This is a genomic window from Rathayibacter sp. VKM Ac-2803 (genome assembly GCF_009807175.1).
Taxonomy (GTDB): Bacteria; Actinomycetota; Actinomycetes; order Actinomycetales; family Microbacteriaceae; genus Rathayibacter.
Window position 1 is genome coordinate 1,151,499 of the sequence record NZ_WUCD01000001.1, and the last position, 16,245, is coordinate 1,167,743.

Here is a 16,245-nt window from a genome sequence, read left to right on the forward strand (position 1 = left end):
GCCCGCCGTGGAAGACCAGCAGATCGCGATCCTCGTGGCGATCGTCGTCGGCATCGCGATCGTCGGATCCGTCATCGCAGCGATCCTCCGCGCCCGCGCGGGTGCGCCGACCGCCGACTCCCCGCGTCGACGCGGCGACTCCGGCTCCGCGACCGGCGACGGTGGATCGTCGTCGGGCACCGGCCGGGACGATCGCGGCGGCGACGATCAGGGATCCTCCGACAGCGGCTCGAGCGGCGACTCCTCCGGGGGCGACGGCGGCGGCGGAGGCGGCGGGGGCGACTGACCCGCGCCGTGCGGTCTACGGCCCGCCGAGCCAGTGGTCGATGCGGTGGTGGTCGGGCGTGAAGCCGTGGTCGACTCCCCAGAGCACCGCCTGCGTGCGACTGGACGCGCCGATCTTGCCGTAGACGCTGCGGATGTAGGACTTCACCGTGTTGGGGCTGAGGTAGGTCAGCGACGCGACCTCGGCGTTGCTCTTGCCCTGCGTGATCAGCGCCAGGATCTCGGACTCGCGGTCGGTGATCCCCTCGTGGCGGCCGGGCCAGTCGAGCCCGGGCGCGGTGCCGGCGCGCCGGGGCGGGTCGCTCACGACGATCTCGCCGCTGCCGACGCGTTCCAGTGCCGCCACGAGCTCCCGCGCGGGCAGGGTCTTGGAGAGGTAGCCGTGCACCCCCTGCTCGAGCGCGTCCGCGATCAGCGCGGACTGGAAGTTCCAGGTGTACACGACGACGTGCTTCGCGCGGTCGTTGCGCACCAGCTCCGCGAGCTCGTGGTGATCCGACTCCGGCTGCGCGAACGAGTCGTAGAGCACGATGTCGATCGAGTCCGAGAGCGAGGTGTTCGCGTTGATCTCGGCGATGAGGATGCGATCGCGGTAGTGGTCGAACATGTGCGCGAGGCCCGTGAGGACGACGTCGTAGTCGTCCACGAGCGCCACGGTGAGGGGCGCGGTGCGGGGCATGGTCGGACGCTACCCCAGAATCGGCCGGCGGAGCCACACCCCCAGGGGTGTACCGGCGCCGCCCTGGGGGTGGTTCCGTAGTCATCGGCCCCGCAACCGTCGGGCCGAGAACTGCAGGTCAGCCCTGCGCTACAGGAAGGTGACCACCGTGATCGGTCTCATCATCAGTCTCATCGTCGTCGGCCTCATCGCCGGTGCGCTCGCCCGTCTGATCGTCCCCGGACGCCAGAACATCAGCATCCTCATGACGATCGTGCTCGGCATCATCGGCTCGTTCGTCGGCGGCTTCCTCGGCTTCCTGCTGTTCCAGCGCGACGCCATGGACGGCTTCCTCCAGCCGGCCGGCATCATCGGCTCCATCATCGGAGCGATCATCGTCCTGCTGATCTACACCCGCTTCGCTGGCCGCTCGGCCTCGCGCCGCTGATCGCAGCGGGGGGCTGCCGGGCCATCCGTGACCCAGCACCCGCCCTGCTGATCGAGTAGCCGTGCGGAGCGCGGCGTATCGAGATCCACCACCGTCCGGAGACGCGGTGTGCAGAGCCACCCCTGTGACGGTGGTGGGTCTCGATTCGCCCCTGCGGGGCTACTCGACCAGCGAGGACCAGTCCGGCAGGCGCGGGGTGCGCGGCGGCTCGACCCGGCGGCGGCCGGTCGCCTCGAAGGCGGCCGCGATCGCCAGGAGGCGCGAGTCGTCGTAGGCCGCGCCTGCGAAGGTCAGCCCCACGGGCATCCCGATGTCGGCCGCGAGGCCCATCGGCACGGTGACCGTGGGGATGCCGAGATGCCGGACCGGCAGGTTGCCGTTCGCGACCCACACGCCGTTCCGCCAGCCCGCCTCGGCCGACGCCTCGTCCACGTCCATGTCGGCGGCGCCCACGTCCGCCACCGCCGGGAAGACGACGGCGTCCAGCCCGAGTCCGGCCATCCACTCCTCCAGGTCGACGCGACGCGTCTCCTCCAGCCCGCGCAGCCCTGCGGCCAGCTCCGGGATGTCGGTGATCGCCGCGACCGGATGCCGCCGCACGTGCTCCGGGTAGTCGGCGATGTCGTCCTCGAAGCCCGTGTACCTGTCGGGCAGCGCACCCTCCGGAGCCGGGAAGATCCTCGCTCCGTCCACGTCGGCCAGAGTGCTCAGCCGCGGGTCGCCGTTCGCCGCGAGGAAGTCGTCCCACGCCCACGCCGCCAGGTCGACGATCTCGCGGCGGAGGTACTCGGGAGAGACGAGCCCGCGCGTCGCGATCGTCGGTGCGCCCGGCCGGTCGCCCTCGTAGTTCGAGACCGCGGGGAAGTCGACCTCGACGACCGTCGCCCCCGCCGCCTCGAGATCGCGGCGGGCCGCCTCCCAGAGCGCGAGCACCGACTCCCTCGGCGTGATCGCGCGGCCGGTCGGGCCCCCGATGCCCGGCTCCGTCGCGGTCCCCGCCTCCGGATCCGTGCCGAGGTACAGCCGCGGCACCCCCAGCCGCAGGCCCCTCAGCGACGCCCCCGCGAGCGCGCGGTACGACTCGGGTCGCACCTCCGACGCCCGCGGCAGGCGGACCCACGGCTGCACCCGCCAGAAGTCGCCGCGGCTCTCCGCGTCGTCGGCGACCAGTGCGTCGAGCACGATCAAGAGGTCGGCCATCGTGCGGGTGTGCGGGACCACGACGTCCATCGTCGGCACCAGCGGCCAGTTGCCGCGCGTCGAGATCACGCCGCGCGAGGGCGTGTAGGCGCAGAGACCGCCGTTCGAGGCGGGGCCGCGGCCGCTCGACCAGGTCTCCTCGCCGAGGCCGAACGCGGCGAAGCTCGCGGCGGTCGCCGTGCCCGATCCGTTCGACGAGCCCGAGGCGAACGGCGCCGCCAGGAACTCGGCGCTGTACGGGCTCTCGGCGCGGCCGTAGAGCCCGCGCTGCATCCCGCCGTTGGCCATCGGAGGCATGTTCGTCAGCCCCAGGCAGATAGCGCCGGCCGCGCGCAGGCGCTCGATGCTGAACGCGTCGCGCTGGGCGACCAGCTCAGCGAAGGCCGGGCTCCCGGCGGCGGCGGTGAGGCCCTCGACGAGGTAGCTGTCCTTCGCGGTGTACGGGATGCCGTCGAGGGGGCCGCGAGGGGCGCCGGCGGCGCGGCGGGCATCGGAGGCGGCGGCCTCCTCGAGCGCGCGCGGGTCGCGGACCACGACGGAGTTCAGCGCGGTGGCGGTGCCCGGCGCGTCGTAGGCGTCGATCCGCGCGAGGTAGGCGGTGACCAGCTCGACGGCGGTCGTCGCTCCGCTCTCGAGGGCGGCGGCGAGGTCGTCGATCGAGGCCTCGACGACGTCGATCACGCGGCCGCCCCGACGCTCGGCTGCTGCTGGGTGATGCAGTGCACGCCTCCGCCGCGCGCGAAGATCGCCCGCGCGTCGACCCCGATCACCCTCCGCCCCGGGTACGCCTCGGCGAGGATCTCCTGCGCCGCCGCGTCGGCGCGCTGCTCGCCGAACGAGCAGGCGATGACGCCGCCGTTGACGACGAGGTGGTTGAGGTAGCTCCAGTCGACGAAGCCCTCTGCGTCGCGGAGCGTCTCGGGCGCCGGCACGTCGACGATCTCGAAGGCGCGCCCCGCGGCGTCGGTCTGCGCCTCGAGGCCCGCCCGGATCTCGCGCATCACGGCGTGGTCGGGGTGCGCGGGGTCGTCCTGCCGGTGCAGGAGGAGGCGACCGGGCGACGGGATCGTCGCGACGATGTCGACGTGGCCGTTGGTGCCGAAGTCGTCGTAGTCGCGGGTGAGGCCGCGGGGGAGCCAGACCGCGCGGGTCGCGCCGATCGTCCGCTCGAGCTCGGCCTCGACGCGGGCGCGGTCGAGGTACGGGTTCCGGCGCGGGTCGAGCTGCACCGTCTCGGTCAGGAGCACGGTGCCCTCGCCGTCGACGTGGATCCCGCCGCCCTCGTTGACCATCGTCGAGCTGACCAGCTCGCTGCCCGCGACGGCGCTCGCGAACCGCGCGATCTCGGCCGACCTGCGCCACTCGGACCAGCCCGGGTCGCCCCAGCCGTTGAAGGTCCAGTCGACGGCGCCGAGGACGCCCGGCCGCTCGTCGTCGACGACGAAGGTCGGGCCGAAGTCGCGCATCCAGAACTCGTCGACAAGGGTCTCGAGCAGCTCGGCCGTCGAGCCGAGCATCCGCCGCGCCCGCTCGGTCTCGGTCGGGTCGACGACCATCGCGACCGGCTCGAACTCGGCCACGGCACGGGCGACGGCGGTCCAGGCGGCGTAGCACTCCTCGCGCTCGGCGGCGGTGTCGCCGAGGGAGGGGCCGGCGACCGGGAACGTCATCCAGGTGCGGTCGTGCGGAGCGGTCTCCGCGGGCATGCGCCAGGTCATGGGCACCGTCCTCAGTGGGGTGGGGGATGTGCGCCGATTATCCCGCGCCGGCCCCTCGTACTGCCCGACGGGCGTCCCCCCCCATGCTGATCGAGTAGCCCGCGGAGCGGGCGTATCGAGATCCACGTCCGTCAGGAGGCGAGGGCAGACGCCTCATCTGCTGAAGTCGGTGGGTCTCGATACGCCCCTGCGGGGCTGCTCGACCAGCATGCTGGCGCCGACTTCTCCCTCACCGCTCTGAGGCGACGTGACTTCAGGGATGGTGCGCCCCCCATGCTGATCGAGTAGCCCGCGGAGCGGGCGTATCGAGATCCACGTCCGTCAGGAGGCGAGGGCAGACGCCTCATCTGCTGAAGTCGGTGGGTCTCGATACGCCCCTGCGGGGCTGCTCGACCAGCATGCTGGCGCCGACTTCTCCCTCACCGCTCTGAGGCGACGTGACTTCAGGGATGGTGCGCCCCCCATGCTGATCGAGTAGCCCGCGCAGCGGGCGTATCGAGATCCACGTCCGTCAGAAGGCGAGGGCAGACGCCTCATCTGCTGAAGTCGGTGGGTCTCGATACGCCCCTGCGGGGCTGCTCGACCAGCGGGCTCGCTGCGGCCGGAGTCCCTGCCGCAGGGCCGCCCACGTGGTCGGTGGGCGCCGCCGCGCGGTAGGGCGTCAGCACGGTGCGCGCCGACTCGAGGAGGACGCGCGCCAGGACGTCGCGGTCGGCCGAGCGGAGCGAGGGGTCCATGCCGGCGATCATGAGGCCGCCGCCCGCGACGGCGAGCGCGATGCGCGCCTCCTCCGACGGGTCGGGGCCGATGAGGTGCCGGTTGATGCCGGTCGTCGCCTCGACGAAGGCGGGGTCGCGCCAGAGGAGCTGCACGACGGCCGGGTCGCGCTGGATGGCGGCGGCGAACTCGCGGTGGTCGACCGCGAGCGCGACCAGCCCCTCGAGCGTGACGTCGAACGCGCGCTCGGGAGGCGCCGCATCGGCGTCGCGGACGAGCTCGGCCATGCGCGTGAAGGCGGGCTCGACGACTGCCAGGACGATCTCGTCCTTCGAGGCGAACTGGTGGTAGACGGCCGCCTTGGTGACCCCGAGCTCGTCCGCGATGAGCTGCAGCGAGGTGCCGTTGACGCCGCGCTCGCCGAAGAGGCGCAGTGCCGTCTGCAGGAGGCGCGCCCGCGATTCGCCGCGCTTGCCGACCGGTCGGGCCATCGCTCCTCCTCGTTCGCTGAAGATCCTAGACGCGCATTGTCGAAAGCTAGCCGATCGGCTAGCTTTGCCGCAGATCACCTGGATCACCTGCGAAGAGGAGGAGCGGCGGATGAAGCTCTCGATGGTCACGGCCCCCGGCGAGACGACGACGGTCGAGGTCGACACCCCGACACCCGGACCGGCCGACGTGCTGGTGCGGGTGCGCGCGTGCGGCATCTGCGGCTCCGATGCGCTGTACATCTCCCTCGGCGGGCTGCCGGGCCTCGAGGGGCGCACGCCGCTGGGCCACGAGCCGGCGGGCGAGGTCGTCGCGGTCGGCTCCGGCGTCGAGGGCATCCCCCTCGGCGCCCGCGTCGTGATCAACCCGATGGCGGCGCGCACCGGCATCATCGGCTCCGGCGGCACGACCGGAGGCATGGCCGAGTTCCTCCTGATCGAGGACGCGGTGCTCGGGCGGAGCCTGCAGATCGTGCCCGACCACGTGCCCTTCGAGGTCGCGGCGCTCAACGAGCCGATGGCCGTCGCGCGCCACGCGGTGAACCGCACCGCGCCCGAGCCGGGTGACGCGGTCGTCGTCTTCGGGGCCGGCCCCATCGGCCTGGGCGCGGTGCTCGCCTACCGCGCGCTCGGAGCCGGCCACATCACGGTCGTCGACGTGATCCCGTCCCGCCTCGAGAAGGCGCTGATGGTCGGCGCCGACGCGGTCGTCGACTCCTCCCGCGAGGACGTCGTCGAGCGCCTCATCGCGCTGCAGGGCGAGGCGCCCGCGCGGCGTGGGCAGCGCAAGCCCGCGACCGACGTCTACCTCGACGCCGCGGGGGCCCCGATCGTGGTCCGGACCATCCTCGGCGCCGCCAAGCACGGTGCGACCGTCGGCATCGTGGCGGTGCACAAGACGCCCGTCGAGGTGGACTTCGGCGCGATCCTCGGCTCCGAGCTGACCCTCGTGCTCGCGATGGGATACCCCACCGAGATCTTCGAGGTGACGGAGGATCTGGTCGCGAACTGGGAGAAGTACGCGGTGATCGTCAGCGATGTCGTCGACTTCGCCGAGGTCGACCAGGCCTTCGTCACCGCCTCGACGCCGGGCGCGGCCGACAAGGTCGTCGTCGCCTTCGGCCCCGGCCCGCGATGACGATCAGCGCCCTCGATCCGGTGACCGCGCTGGTCGTCGTCGATCTGCAGCCCGCGACCGCCGCGAATCCGCTGGTCCACCCGATCGGCGACGTCGTCGCGCGCGCGGCCGAGCTGGCCTCGGCCTTCCGCGCGCACGGACTCACCGTCGCCCTGGTCACGGCCGATCTCGGCCGCCCGAACCCGGGGCGCACCGAGGTGGGCCGCGGACGGGCGGTGCCGGTCCTCCCGCCCGAGGCGATCGCTCCGCTGCCCGCTCTCGGCCGCGCCGACGACGACCTCGTGCTCGTGAAGAGCGCCTGGAGCGCCTTCGGCGGCACGGGTCTGCACGAGCTGCTCGCCGCCCGCGGCGTCACCCAGATCGTGCTCGCCGGCCTCACCACGAGCTTCGGCATCGAGTCGACCGCGCGCGCCGCCTACGACCTCGGCTACTCGGTGGTCGTCGCGACCGACGCCGTCACCGACCTGCAGGCCGCCTCGCACGAGGGCAGCGTCAGCCGCGTGCTGCCGGTCCTCGGCGAGACCGGCAGCACGGAGGACGTGCTCGCCCTGCTCCCCACGACCTGACCACCTCCCGCATCCGATCACCACTCACAAGGAGAAGCCCGTGCTCACTTCGAAGAACACCGTCCAGGAATGGCTCGACGACGCGGTCGGCGGCCCGATCCTCCGCGGCATCCTCGCCCAGGGCGGCCAGTCGGCCGACGACCTGAAGCCCGCGGCGGGCCTCAGCCTGCAGACGCTCGTCGAGCTCGGCGGCGGACGCTTCCCCCAGGAGCTCGTCGACACGCTCGTCCGCCAGGCGAACGGCGGCGTGATCCCGGAGGAGGAGGCGGAGGAGTCGGCGTCGGAGTCGTCCCGCTTCGCCGGGCGCACGGTGGTCGTCACCGGCGCGGGCTCGGGCATCGGCCGGGCGACCGCGCGCCGACTCGTCCGCGAGGGCGCGCGGGTGGTCGCGGTCGACGTCGTGCCGAAGGGCATCGACGAGCTGGCGGCCGCGTCTCCCGAGGGCTCGGTCGTGACCGTGACCGCCGACATCACCTCGGCCGACGGAGTCGCGGCGATCGTCGCCGCGGCGGGCGAGCGGATCGACGGCCTCGCGAACATCGCGGGGATCATGGACGGGATGACTCCGCTGCACGAGACGGAGGACGCCCTGTGGCGCCGGGTGTTCTCGGTGAACGTCGACGGCACGTTCGCGCTGAGCCGCGCGGTGCTGCCGGTGATGCTGGCGCAGGGCCGCGGCTCGGTGGTGAACATCGCGTCGGAGGCGTCGCTACGCGGCAACGCGGCCGGCACGGCCTACACGGCCTCGAAGCACGCGGTGGTGGGCATCACGAAGTCGGCGGCGTTCTTCTACGGTCCCGCCGGAATCCGCACGAACGCCGTCGCCCCCGGCCCGACGGCCACCGCGATCGAGGGGTCGATGGCGGAGTCGGCGCGCGAGCGCCTGACGCCGTTCATGAAGCTGATCCCGCCGGTGGTCTCGGCCGACACGATGGCGGCCTCGATCACCTGGCTGCTCAGCGACGACTCCGCGAACGTGAACGGGATCGTCCTCGCCTCGGACGGCGGCTGGTCGGTGCAGTAGCCCGCGCCCGGGCGACCTCCGGCTCGCGGAATCGCGTTCGGCTCGTGAGATCCGGCGGATTCTGCGAGCCGAACCGGGTTCTGCGAGCCGGAGGTGCGCCGCACGGCGGCCGCCCGAGCCCGGGGGTCCGCGTCAGGGACGCGGCGCGCGCAGCTCGCGGCTGATCGCCCGGAGCCCGGTCGCGAGGGCCTCGAGCTCGTCCTCGCTCAGCCGTGACAGCACGTCCTCGCCGAGCTCCGGGCGCGCGGCCATCAGCTCGCGGACGACCGCCCGCCCGAGGGAGGTCGCGTGGATCCGCCGCACGCGGTGGTCGACCGGGTCGCCCGACCGGGTGACGAGCTCGGCTGCCGCGAGCCGGTCGACGAGCTTCGACATCGAGGGCATCGAGACACCGAAGCGGTCGGCGAGTCCGGCGCCGGTCGCCCCCTCCTCCGTCGTCACCACGACGCTGAGCGCCTTGAGCTGCTGGATCGTGAGGTCCGTCGTCAGCAGCGGCTCGAGCACCCGCGGGATGGAGCGGACGGTGATCGCGATCGACAGCGCCTCGATGTCGGCCGTCGTTCGGGCGCGGCTGTCGTCGGAGGGCATGCGCTCACCGTAGGTCCCAGCCGACGCCCAGCACAAATGGTTAGCTCGAGGCTAACCTTTTAAGACATCACCCGATCCGGAGCCGTGTCGGCGCGTCAGGCCGGGAGCAGTCGCTCCCCGCCGAAGGCCCGGTCTCCCGCGGTCGATGCGCCGCGCGGCGCGACGAAAGCGAGACACGATGACCGCCGGCACCACCGACACGCTCGACCTCGACGCCGCTCGCGAGAGGTACCGCCGCGAGCGCGACCGCCGCCTCCGCCCCGACGGCGCGACGCAGTACCGCCGCGCCGCGGGGGAGTTCGGCTACTACGCGAAGGACCCGTACACCGAGCGCGTCGAGCGCGAGCCCGTCGCCGACCGCGTCGAGGCTCTCGTGATCGGAGCCGGCTTCGGCGGGCTGCTCACGGCCGCGCGCCTCCGCGAGTCGGGCGTCGAGTCGATCCGCCTGATGGACGAGGCGGGCGACGTCGGCGGCACCTGGTACTGGAACCGCTACCCGGGGGTGCGCTGCGACATCGAGTCGTACGTCTACATGCCGCTGCTCGAAGAGGTCGGCACCATGCCCACCGAGCGCTACGCCCCGGGCGACGAGATCCGCCGGCACGCCGTCGCGATCGCCGAGCACTACGGGCTGTACCGCGACGCACTCTTCCAGACCCGCGCGACCTCGCTCGACTGGGACGAGGAGGCGGACGAGTGGATCGTCGGCACCGACCGCGGCGACCGGTTCCGCGCGCGCTTCGTCGTCACCTCCTCCGGCACGATGACCCAGGCGAAGCTCCCCGGCATCCCCGGCATCGAGACCTTCCGCGGCCACACCTTCCACACCAGCCGCTGGGACTACGGCTACACCGGAGGCTCGGCCGACGGCGGCCTCACGGGCCTCGCCGACAAGCGGGTCGCCGTGGTCGGCACCGGCGCGACCGGCCTCCAGGTCGTGCCGCACGTCGGCGCCGACGCGCGCGAGCTGATCGTCTTCCAGCGCACGCCGTCGACGGTCGACGTCCGCGACAACCGGCCGACCGACCCGGAGTGGGCGGCATCGCTCGAGCCCGGCTGGCAGCGCGAGCGGATGGAGAACTTCCTCGCGGTGCTCGCCGGCGAGCCCGTCGGGGAGAGCCTCGTCCAGGACGGCTGGACCGCGACGACCGCGCTGCAGCGGCAGATCCTCTCCGGCGCGGTCGACGGGACGCTCACTCCCGAGGAGCGCGAGCGGCGCGACGAGCTCGACGACCTCGCGACGATGAACCGCCTCCGTGCCCGGATCGACCAGGTGGTCGACGACCCCGCGACGGCCGAGGCGCTCAAGCCCTGGTACCGCTACATGTGCAAGCGCCCGGGCTTCAGCGACACCTACCTGCCCACCTTCAACCGCCCCAACGTCACCCTCGTCGACACGGCCGATGCCGGCGGGATCACCCGGGTGACCGAGACGAGCGTCGTCGTCGGCGACGCCGAGTACGAGGTCGACTGCCTGATCTTCGCGACCGGCTTCGAGGTCGGCGTCTCGGGCGTCGTGTCGGGCACGCTGCCCGTGACCGGCCTCAACGGCCGCACCCTCCTGGAGGCATGGGCCCGCGGCCCGCGCACCCTGCACGGCTTCTCGTCGCACGGCTTCCCGAACCTGTTCCACCTCAGCGGCATCCAGAACGCCAACTCGGTGAACTTCGCGCACATCCTGCTCGAGCAGGCCGAGCACATCGCCGCCGTCATCGCGCGGGGCCGCGAGGTCGGTGCCCGCTACCTGGAGCCGAGCGCCGAGGCGGAGGAGGCGTGGGTCCGCACCGTCCACGAGACCGCCGCCGACACGCGGGCGTTCCAGGCCGAGTGCACGCCCGGCTACTACAACGGCGAGGGCACCCGCTCGATCGGAGGAGCCTCCTACAGCCCGGGGCCGATCGCCTTCCACCGCCTCCTGCGCGAGTGGCGCGACGGCGGCATGGGCGACGTGCTGGTCGGCGCCGACGTCGAGGCGGCCCGATGAGGAACGCGCGCCTGCTCGCGGTGCCGGCGGTGCTCGCGCTCGCCGGCTGCACCGCCGCCGCCCCCGACGACGCCGCCCCGGACGGATCGGCGGCGACGGGCGGCGAGATCACGGCCGAGCGAGTGCTGCAGGTCTCCGAGGTCCACGAGGCGACGGGGATGACCCTGCTCGAGGGTCCCGTCTTCGGGCCCGACGGGAGCCTGTACGTCGTCGACGTGGTGGCCCCGCCCGGTGCCGGGAAGGTGCTCCGCGTCGACCTCGAGGACGACAGCGTTGAGACGGTCCACACCGATGACGCCGCCGTCCTGACCTCCGCTCAGTTCGGACCGGCCGACGGGCGCCTGTACGTGACCGACTTCGTCGGCGGCGCGATCCGCAGCATGACCACCGACGGCACCGACGTGCGCGAGGTCTTCTCCGGGCCGGTCGACGGGGTGCCGATGCAGCCGGACGACATCGCGTTCGGACCAGACGGAGCGCTCTACGTCACCGATGCGGCCGGGGCGACCGCGCCGTACTGGGAGGCGAGCGGACGCGTCGTGCGCATCGACCCGGCGACCGCGGAGGCGACCGTGCTCGCCTCCGATCTGCCCTCGCCCAACGGCGTCGGCTTCTCGCCCGACTACGACGCACTCTGGGTGAGCCTCAACACCGGCAACCGCATCGACAGGCTCACGCTCTCACCGGAGGGGACCGAGGTCGCGACCGCGCACCCCGCGATCGTCGCCTCCGCCGGCATCGGGCAGGTCGACTCGATCGCGGTCGACGCCGACGGGCGCCTCTACGTCGGACTGCACAACCGGCCCGAGATCCTCGTCTACGACACTGAGGGCGCGCTCCTCACCACGGTCACGGTCCCGGAGGGAGAGGCGACCGGGCTCGCCTCGGCCACCAACGTCGCGATCGAGCCGGGCGGGACCGACGCCTACGCGACGATCAGCGGTGCGGACGGCGGCTTCGTCTACCGCTTCGAGGCGCTCGGCGAGGGGATCCCGCAGTCGAACGGGGGGTGAGCGCCGCTCCAGCGGTGTCTAGGGTGAGCGCATGAGCTCAGAACCGGCCATGCCCAGCGTGCGCGCGGCCGTGGGCGACCCGCGGATCCTCGTCTTCGGCCGACTCCTCGGCGCCGCGAACGGCTGGGAGCACCTCCTCGCCAGGGCGCTCGAGGAGGAGACGGGGCTCGACCACACGCTGTTCGAGCTGCTCGTCGTGGTCGGTCGGGCGGGCGACGGCGGCATCGCGGTCCGCGACATCGCGCAGGCGCGGGTGCTCACCTCCGGCGGCGCGACGCGGCTGGTGCAGCGCGGCGTGCAGCGCGGGCTCGTCGAGCGCCGGCCCTCTTCCGACGACGCTCGCGTGCAGCTCGTCGAGCTCACCGAGGAGGGGGAGCGGATGCTGCTGCGGGCCAGTGCGGTCCATGCCGCCAATATCGAGCGGACGATGCTCGCCGTGCTGCCCGCGGAGCACCGGGAGTCGTTCGCGGCCGCCGTCGAGGCGCTCAGCAAGGGCGCGGCGCGGGCGCTCCCCGTCATGCCGTGATCGCGTTCACCGTCGTCGGGAATAGCTGACTGCGCAGCTAAGTTGTCTCGGGTGCACGGCGACCGCCGCCGGCATCCCGAGAAAGCGACCGCTCAGCATGACCCTCTCCTTCGACGTCTTCGATCTCGACTTCCCGGTCGGATCCCCGAACAAGTCCGCCGTCCTCGTGACCGGCCCGACTGAGGCCGTCCTCGTCGATGCCGGCTTCACCCGCGCCGACGGACACCGCCTCGTCGCGGCGATCCTCGACTCCGGCAGGACCCTGACCACCGTGTTCGTCAGCCACGCCGACCCCGACTTCTACTTCGGCCTCGAGGTCGTCGCCGACGCGTTCCCGGAGGCGGCGATCGTCGCCACTCCGATCGTCATCGGGCACATCCACGCCTCGTTCGAGGGCAAGCTCAAGGCGTGGGCCGCGCTCGGCGCGAACCTGCCGACGCGCCTCGTCGAGATCTCGCCGCTCGCCTCCGACACGATCGAGGTCGACGGCGAGGCGCTCGAGCTGCGCGGCGGCTCCGGGATCCTGCCCGACCGCCACTACCTCTGGCACCCCGCGCAGCGCGCGATCCTCGGCGGCGTGCTCGTGTTCCAGCAGGAGCACGTCTGGACCGCCGACACCGCGACCCCCGAGCAGCGCTCGGCCTGGGTCGACCTGCTCGACGAGATGCTCGCCCTCGAGCCCGCCCTCGTCGTCCCGGGCCACCGCCTGCCCGGCACCGCGACCGACGCGAGCGCCCTGCAGTACACCCGCGACTACCTCGTGGAGTTCGAGGACGTGCTCGCCGAGGCGGCGGACGGTGCCGCCGCCACCGCGCTGCTCGCCGCGAAGCATCCCGACGCGGGGATGATGATCGCAGCCCAGATCGGGCCGAAGGTCGCCAAGGGAGAGATGACATGGGGCTGAACGAGAGCACCGCCGAGACCGTGAGCACCGCAGACACCGCGAGCACCGCACCGCGCGACGTCGTCCGCCGCCAGTACCTCGCCTCCGCCGCCGGAGACCTCGACGCGCTGCGGGCCACGATGGCCCCCGACGTCGAGTGGACCGAGATGGCGGGCTTCCCGCTCGCGGGCACCTACCGCACGCCCGAGGGAGTCACGTCGAACGTGATGGAGATCCTGGGCCGCGACTGGGAGGGCTGGGCCGCCCACGACGACCACTACGTCGTCGAGGGCGAGAACGTCGTCGTGCTCGCGCGCTACACCGCGACGCACCGCAGCACCGGCAAGGCGCTCGACGCCCGGGTGGCCCACCACTTCGTGGTGCGCGGCGGGCTCATCGTGCGCTTCGAGCAGTTCGTCGACACGGCGCTGGTCGCCGCGGCGGCCACGGCCGACTGAGGCGCCGGACGACCTCCGGCTCGCGATCCTGCGAGCCGGAGCTCCTCCCGCTCAGGTCACGGCTTGAGCAGGTCGAGACCCAGCAGCGGCCCGCCCGGGAACTCCGTCAGCGGGGCGCCGACGGAGAGGGCGCCGAGGTCGACGGGGAAGAGCCCGAGTCGCGCCTGGAGCGCTGCGATCTCGGTGTTGGCCGAGGCGTCGTCGCCGCTGAGGAAGACGACGGACTGTCCGCCGGCGCGGCGGGGCTCGGCGAGCACCGGCGGCTCGATGTGGTTGAAGGTCTTCACGACGCGGGCGCCCGGAGCGAGCTCGCGGACGAGCTCGCTCGAGGTGCGTCCCTGCGTGTCCGCCGCCTTCAGGCCCATCGCGGCCAGCGGGTTCGCGGGATCCTGCAGCTCGGGCGAGTCGGGAGCGAGGAAGATCACCGCGTTCGATGCGTCGACCAGGATGCGGCCCTCCCAGCTGGAGAGGCGGCCGAGGACGCCCTCGACGGCGACCCACGGGACGGTGAGGATCACGATGTCGGCCTGCCCGGCCTCCTCGATCGTGACCGGGCGGAGGAACTCCGATTCTGCGGCGAGGTCGGTGAGGGTCTCGGGACCGCGGCTGTTCGCGATCAGGACGGGGAGGCCCTTCGCGGCGAGGGCGCGCGCGATCGCGCCGCCCATCGCTCCGACGCCGAGGACTCCGAGGGATGCTGAGGGCGTTGCGCCCGCGTCGATGCTCATGTCCGGTACAACTGATTGACGCGTCAATTATTCCTAGGAAGCGCGAACCTCATCCGGATCCCGTGACGCCTCCGCATGCACGGCCCGGATCTCCTCCGCGCTGATGTCGGCCCCGAAGAGAGCGCCTCCCGGCTGCAGGAGCCGTCCCTCACGCAGCCCGCCCAGATCGACCGGGTCGAAGCCGAACGCGTCGACCACGGCGGCGACCGCGCGCCGGTCGTCGGGATCGTCGCCCACGATCGCGATGCCCTTGCGACCGGGGACGCCGGCGGGGCGCGGCTCCTCGTCGAGGTCGTGGTAGCCCATGTGGTTGAACGCCTTGACGACGCGCGAGCGGGGAAGGAACCGGCTGACGATCTCGCTCGTCGTCGCCTCGGGGTCGGTCAGGTCGGGGCGCGGGCCGTCGACCTCCCACCAGTAGTTCATCGAGTCGATCACGAGCTTCCCGGCGAGGGCGTCGACCGGGACCGAGCCGAGCTTGCCGAGCGGGAGGGCGAGGATCACGATGTCGGCCTCCGCGGCGGCGTCGGTGGCCGTCACCGCCTCTGCCCCGGGCGCGAGGACGTCGACGGTCAGGGCGATGGCGGAGGGGTCGCGGGAGCTGCTGACGAGCACCCTGTACCCCGCGGCCAGTGCCAGGCGGGCGAGGACCGTGCCGACCTTGCCTGCGCCGAGGATGCCGATGGTGGTGGATGTCCGCGTGGTCATGGTTCCCACCCTGTCAGCGTCCGAGGATGTCGCGGACCATCGGGATGACCTCTGCTCCGTAGAGCTGGACCGCGCGCATCCGGTCCTTCATCGGGATCGGGCCCGCGGAGTAGATGAGGTCGAAGCGTCCGACGTCGAGGGTCGAGATCGCGGCGGCGATGCGGCGGGCGACCGTCGACGGCGAGCCGACGTACATCGATCCGTGCTCCACCTCCTGGTCGAACGCGGCCCGGGTGACCGGCGGCCAGCCGCGGAGGGCGCCGATGCGGTCGCGGACGATCTTGTAGGGCGGGAAGAAGATCTCGCGGGCCGCCTCGTCGGTGTCGGCGACGAAGCCCGGCGAGTGCATGCCGATGGGGTGCGCGGTGGTGCCGAACTGCTCGGCGGCGCGCCGGTAGAGGTCCGCGTAGGGCACGAAGCGCTCGGGGCTGCCGCCGATGATCGCGAGCATCAGCGGGAAGCCGTACTTGGCGGTGCGCACGACCGACTGCGGCGAGCCGCCGACGCCGACCCAGGTCGACAGGTGGCCCGACTCGGTCTTGGGGAAGACGTCCGCGTCATGGAGTGCGGGCCTCGTGGTCCCGCTCCAGGTGACGGGCTTCTCGGTGAGCAGCTCGGCGAAGAGGTCGATCTTCTCCTCGAAGAGCGTGTCGTAGTCCTTCAGGTCGTAGCCGAAGAGGGGGAACGACTCGGTGAAGGAGCCGCGGCCGAGGATCACCTCGGCGCGGCCGTTCGAGAGCGCGTCGAGCGTGGCGAACCGCTGGAACACCCGCACCGGGTCGTCCGAGCTGAGCACCGTGACTCCGGAGGCGAGGCGGATGCGCTCGGTCGCGGTCGCGATCCCGGCGAGGACGGTCTCGGGCGACGAGATCGCGTACTCGGGCCGGTGGTGCTCGCCGACGGCGAAGACGTCGACGCCGAGCTCGTCGGCGAGGACGGCCTCGACGACGACCTGGCGGATCGCCTCGGGATGGGTGGCGAGGGCGCCGGGGGACTTCTCGGGGATGTCGCCGAAGGTGTCGAGTCCGAATTCGAGATCAGGCATGGTGGGGCTCTTCCCGGGGAGGTCGTGGGCCTCTCGGCCGGCCGTTCTCCTACAGTTGACATGTCACCTC

General features: G+C 72.6%; 18 protein-coding genes. 10 read left to right on the forward strand and 8 right to left on the reverse strand.

Annotated features, from left to right (window positions below):
• Positions 1–7 precede the first annotated feature (7 nt).
• Positions 8–286 (forward strand): hypothetical protein, encoded by a 279-nt coding sequence (locus tag GRS96_RS05310; protein WP_159987922.1) that lies wholly within the window; start codon positions 8–10, stop codon positions 284–286.
• Between the two features lie 15 nt (positions 287–301).
• Here the strand turns inward: GRS96_RS05310 and GRS96_RS05315 are convergent, their stop codons facing one another.
• Positions 302–964, reverse strand: a complete 663-nt coding sequence (locus GRS96_RS05315) for a response regulator transcription factor (protein ID WP_159859788.1) — start codon at positions 962–964, stop codon at positions 302–304.
• A gap of 148 nt (positions 965–1,112) precedes the next feature.
• Here GRS96_RS05315 and GRS96_RS05320 point away from each other — a divergent pair, with 148 nt between their 5' ends.
• Positions 1,113–1,391, forward strand: coding sequence for a GlsB/YeaQ/YmgE family stress response membrane protein (locus GRS96_RS05320; RefSeq protein ID WP_159859791.1), 279 nt, complete (start codon positions 1,113–1,115; stop codon positions 1,389–1,391).
• A 159-nt stretch (positions 1,392–1,550) separates the two neighbouring features.
• Here GRS96_RS05320 and GRS96_RS05325 read toward each other — a convergent pair whose 3' ends face one another.
• From GRS96_RS05325 to GRS96_RS05335, 3 genes are all read right to left on the reverse strand, one after another.
• Positions 1,551–3,272 carry an amidase gene (locus tag GRS96_RS05325; protein ID WP_159987923.1) on the reverse strand — a complete coding sequence of 574 codons (1,722 nt, stop codon included), beginning with the start codon at positions 3,270–3,272 and terminating at the stop codon, positions 1,551–1,553.
• Complete coding sequence (locus GRS96_RS05330) at positions 3,269–4,309, reverse strand: agmatine deiminase family protein (protein WP_159987924.1); 1,041 nt, start codon at positions 4,307–4,309, stop codon at positions 3,269–3,271. Before GRS96_RS05330 ends, GRS96_RS05325 begins: the two co-directional genes overlap by 4 nt.
• A 533-nt stretch (positions 4,310–4,842) precedes the next feature.
• Positions 4,843–5,517, reverse strand: coding sequence for a TetR/AcrR family transcriptional regulator (locus tag GRS96_RS05335; protein ID WP_159987925.1), 675 nt, complete (start codon positions 5,515–5,517; stop codon positions 4,843–4,845).
• A 109-nt stretch (positions 5,518–5,626) separates the two neighbouring features.
• Here GRS96_RS05335 and GRS96_RS05340 point away from each other — a divergent pair, with 109 nt between their 5' ends.
• Genes GRS96_RS05340 through GRS96_RS05350 form a run of 3 tightly spaced genes read left to right on the forward strand, consistent with a single transcriptional unit; the run spans position 5,627 to position 8,242 of the window.
• Positions 5,627–6,652, forward strand: coding sequence for a zinc-dependent alcohol dehydrogenase (locus GRS96_RS05340; RefSeq protein WP_159858194.1), 1,026 nt, complete (start codon positions 5,627–5,629; stop codon positions 6,650–6,652).
• Entirely contained in the window at positions 6,649–7,218 is a 570-nt protein-coding gene (locus GRS96_RS05345; RefSeq protein WP_159858196.1) for a cysteine hydrolase, read from the forward strand. The genes GRS96_RS05340 and GRS96_RS05345 overlap by 4 nt, the downstream gene beginning before the upstream one ends.
• A 40-nt stretch (positions 7,219–7,258) precedes the next feature.
• Positions 7,259–8,242, forward strand: coding sequence for an SDR family NAD(P)-dependent oxidoreductase (locus GRS96_RS05350; RefSeq protein ID WP_204162036.1), 984 nt, complete (start codon positions 7,259–7,261; stop codon positions 8,240–8,242).
• A 132-nt stretch (positions 8,243–8,374) separates the two neighbouring features.
• On the opposite strand, the gene GRS96_RS05355 is transcribed toward GRS96_RS05350, so the two are convergent.
• Positions 8,375–8,830 carry a MarR family winged helix-turn-helix transcriptional regulator gene (locus GRS96_RS05355; protein WP_159987926.1) on the reverse strand — a complete coding sequence of 152 codons (456 nt, stop codon included), beginning with the start codon at positions 8,828–8,830 and terminating at the stop codon, positions 8,375–8,377.
• Positions 8,831–9,008: 178 nt separating this feature from the next.
• Between GRS96_RS05355 and GRS96_RS05360 the strand changes: the two genes are divergently transcribed.
• The 5 genes from GRS96_RS05360 to GRS96_RS05380 all read left to right on the forward strand — a co-directional run bounded on the left by GRS96_RS05360 (position 9,009) and on the right by GRS96_RS05380 (position 13,694).
• Complete coding sequence (locus GRS96_RS05360; protein ID WP_159987927.1) at positions 9,009–10,814, forward strand: flavin-containing monooxygenase; 1,806 nt, start codon at positions 9,009–9,011, stop codon at positions 10,812–10,814.
• A complete protein-coding gene (locus tag GRS96_RS05365) occupies positions 10,811–11,827 on the forward strand; it encodes an SMP-30/gluconolactonase/LRE family protein (protein ID WP_159858202.1) in 1,017 nt (338 codons plus the stop codon). Before GRS96_RS05360 ends, GRS96_RS05365 begins: the two co-directional genes overlap by 4 nt.
• Before the next feature lie 31 nt (positions 11,828–11,858).
• The gene (locus GRS96_RS05370) at positions 11,859–12,353 is read left to right on the forward strand and encodes a MarR family winged helix-turn-helix transcriptional regulator (protein ID WP_159987928.1); all 495 of its coding nucleotides are present in this window, start codon (positions 11,859–11,861) and stop codon (positions 12,351–12,353) included.
• Positions 12,354–12,450: 97 nt separating this feature from the next.
• Positions 12,451–13,257: an MBL fold metallo-hydrolase gene (locus GRS96_RS05375; RefSeq protein ID WP_159987929.1), complete on the forward strand. Its 807-nt coding sequence runs from the start codon at positions 12,451–12,453 to the stop codon at positions 13,255–13,257.
• On the forward strand, positions 13,248–13,694 hold the full coding sequence (locus GRS96_RS05380; RefSeq protein ID WP_159858208.1) for a nuclear transport factor 2 family protein: 447 nt from the start codon (positions 13,248–13,250) through the stop codon (positions 13,692–13,694). The genes GRS96_RS05375 and GRS96_RS05380 overlap by 10 nt, the downstream gene beginning before the upstream one ends.
• A 56-nt stretch (positions 13,695–13,750) precedes the next feature.
• Here the strand turns inward: GRS96_RS05380 and GRS96_RS05385 are convergent, their stop codons facing one another.
• The 3 genes from GRS96_RS05385 to GRS96_RS05395 are packed head-to-tail and all read right to left on the reverse strand — an operon-like array spanning position 13,751 to position 16,175.
• Positions 13,751–14,422, reverse strand: a complete 672-nt coding sequence (locus GRS96_RS05385) for an NADPH-dependent F420 reductase (RefSeq protein ID WP_159987930.1) — start codon at positions 14,420–14,422, stop codon at positions 13,751–13,753.
• Positions 14,423–14,455: 33 nt separating this feature from the next.
• Positions 14,456–15,139 carry an NADPH-dependent F420 reductase gene (locus GRS96_RS05390; RefSeq protein WP_236553564.1) on the reverse strand — a complete coding sequence of 228 codons (684 nt, stop codon included), beginning with the start codon at positions 15,137–15,139 and terminating at the stop codon, positions 14,456–14,458.
• A gap of 4 nt (positions 15,140–15,143) precedes the next feature.
• Positions 15,144–16,175 (reverse strand): LLM class flavin-dependent oxidoreductase, encoded by a 1,032-nt coding sequence (locus GRS96_RS05395; RefSeq protein ID WP_159987931.1) that lies wholly within the window; start codon positions 16,173–16,175, stop codon positions 15,144–15,146.
• Positions 16,176–16,245: the final 70 nt, after the last annotated feature.

Coding starts and splice junctions, on each gene's coding strand:
- GRS96_RS05315 (WP_159859788.1), bottom strand. CDS start 964: ATGCCCCGCACCGCGCCCCTCACCGTGGCGCTCGTGGACGACTACGAC.
- GRS96_RS05330 (WP_159987924.1), bottom strand. CDS start 4,309: ATGACCTGGCGCATGCCCGCGGAGACCGCTCCGCACGACCGCACCTGG.
- GRS96_RS05335 (WP_159987925.1), bottom strand. CDS start 5,517: ATGGCCCGACCGGTCGGCAAGCGCGGCGAATCGCGGGCGCGCCTCCTG.
- GRS96_RS05340 (WP_159858194.1), top strand. CDS start 5,627: ATGAAGCTCTCGATGGTCACGGCCCCCGGCGAGACGACGACGGTCGAG.
- GRS96_RS05345 (WP_159858196.1), top strand. CDS start 6,649: ATGACGATCAGCGCCCTCGATCCGGTGACCGCGCTGGTCGTCGTCGAT.
- GRS96_RS05355 (WP_159987926.1), bottom strand. CDS start 8,830: ATGCCCTCCGACGACAGCCGCGCCCGAACGACGGCCGACATCGAGGCG.
- GRS96_RS05360 (WP_159987927.1), top strand. CDS start 9,009: ATGACCGCCGGCACCACCGACACGCTCGACCTCGACGCCGCTCGCGAG.
- GRS96_RS05365 (WP_159858202.1), top strand. CDS start 10,811: ATGAGGAACGCGCGCCTGCTCGCGGTGCCGGCGGTGCTCGCGCTCGCC.
- GRS96_RS05370 (WP_159987928.1), top strand. CDS start 11,859: ATGAGCTCAGAACCGGCCATGCCCAGCGTGCGCGCGGCCGTGGGCGAC.
- GRS96_RS05375 (WP_159987929.1), top strand. CDS start 12,451: ATGACCCTCTCCTTCGACGTCTTCGATCTCGACTTCCCGGTCGGATCC.
- GRS96_RS05380 (WP_159858208.1), top strand. CDS start 13,248: ATGGGGCTGAACGAGAGCACCGCCGAGACCGTGAGCACCGCAGACACC.
- GRS96_RS05385 (WP_159987930.1), bottom strand. CDS start 14,422: ATGAGCATCGACGCGGGCGCAACGCCCTCAGCATCCCTCGGAGTCCTC.
- GRS96_RS05395 (WP_159987931.1), bottom strand. CDS start 16,175: ATGCCTGATCTCGAATTCGGACTCGACACCTTCGGCGACATCCCCGAG.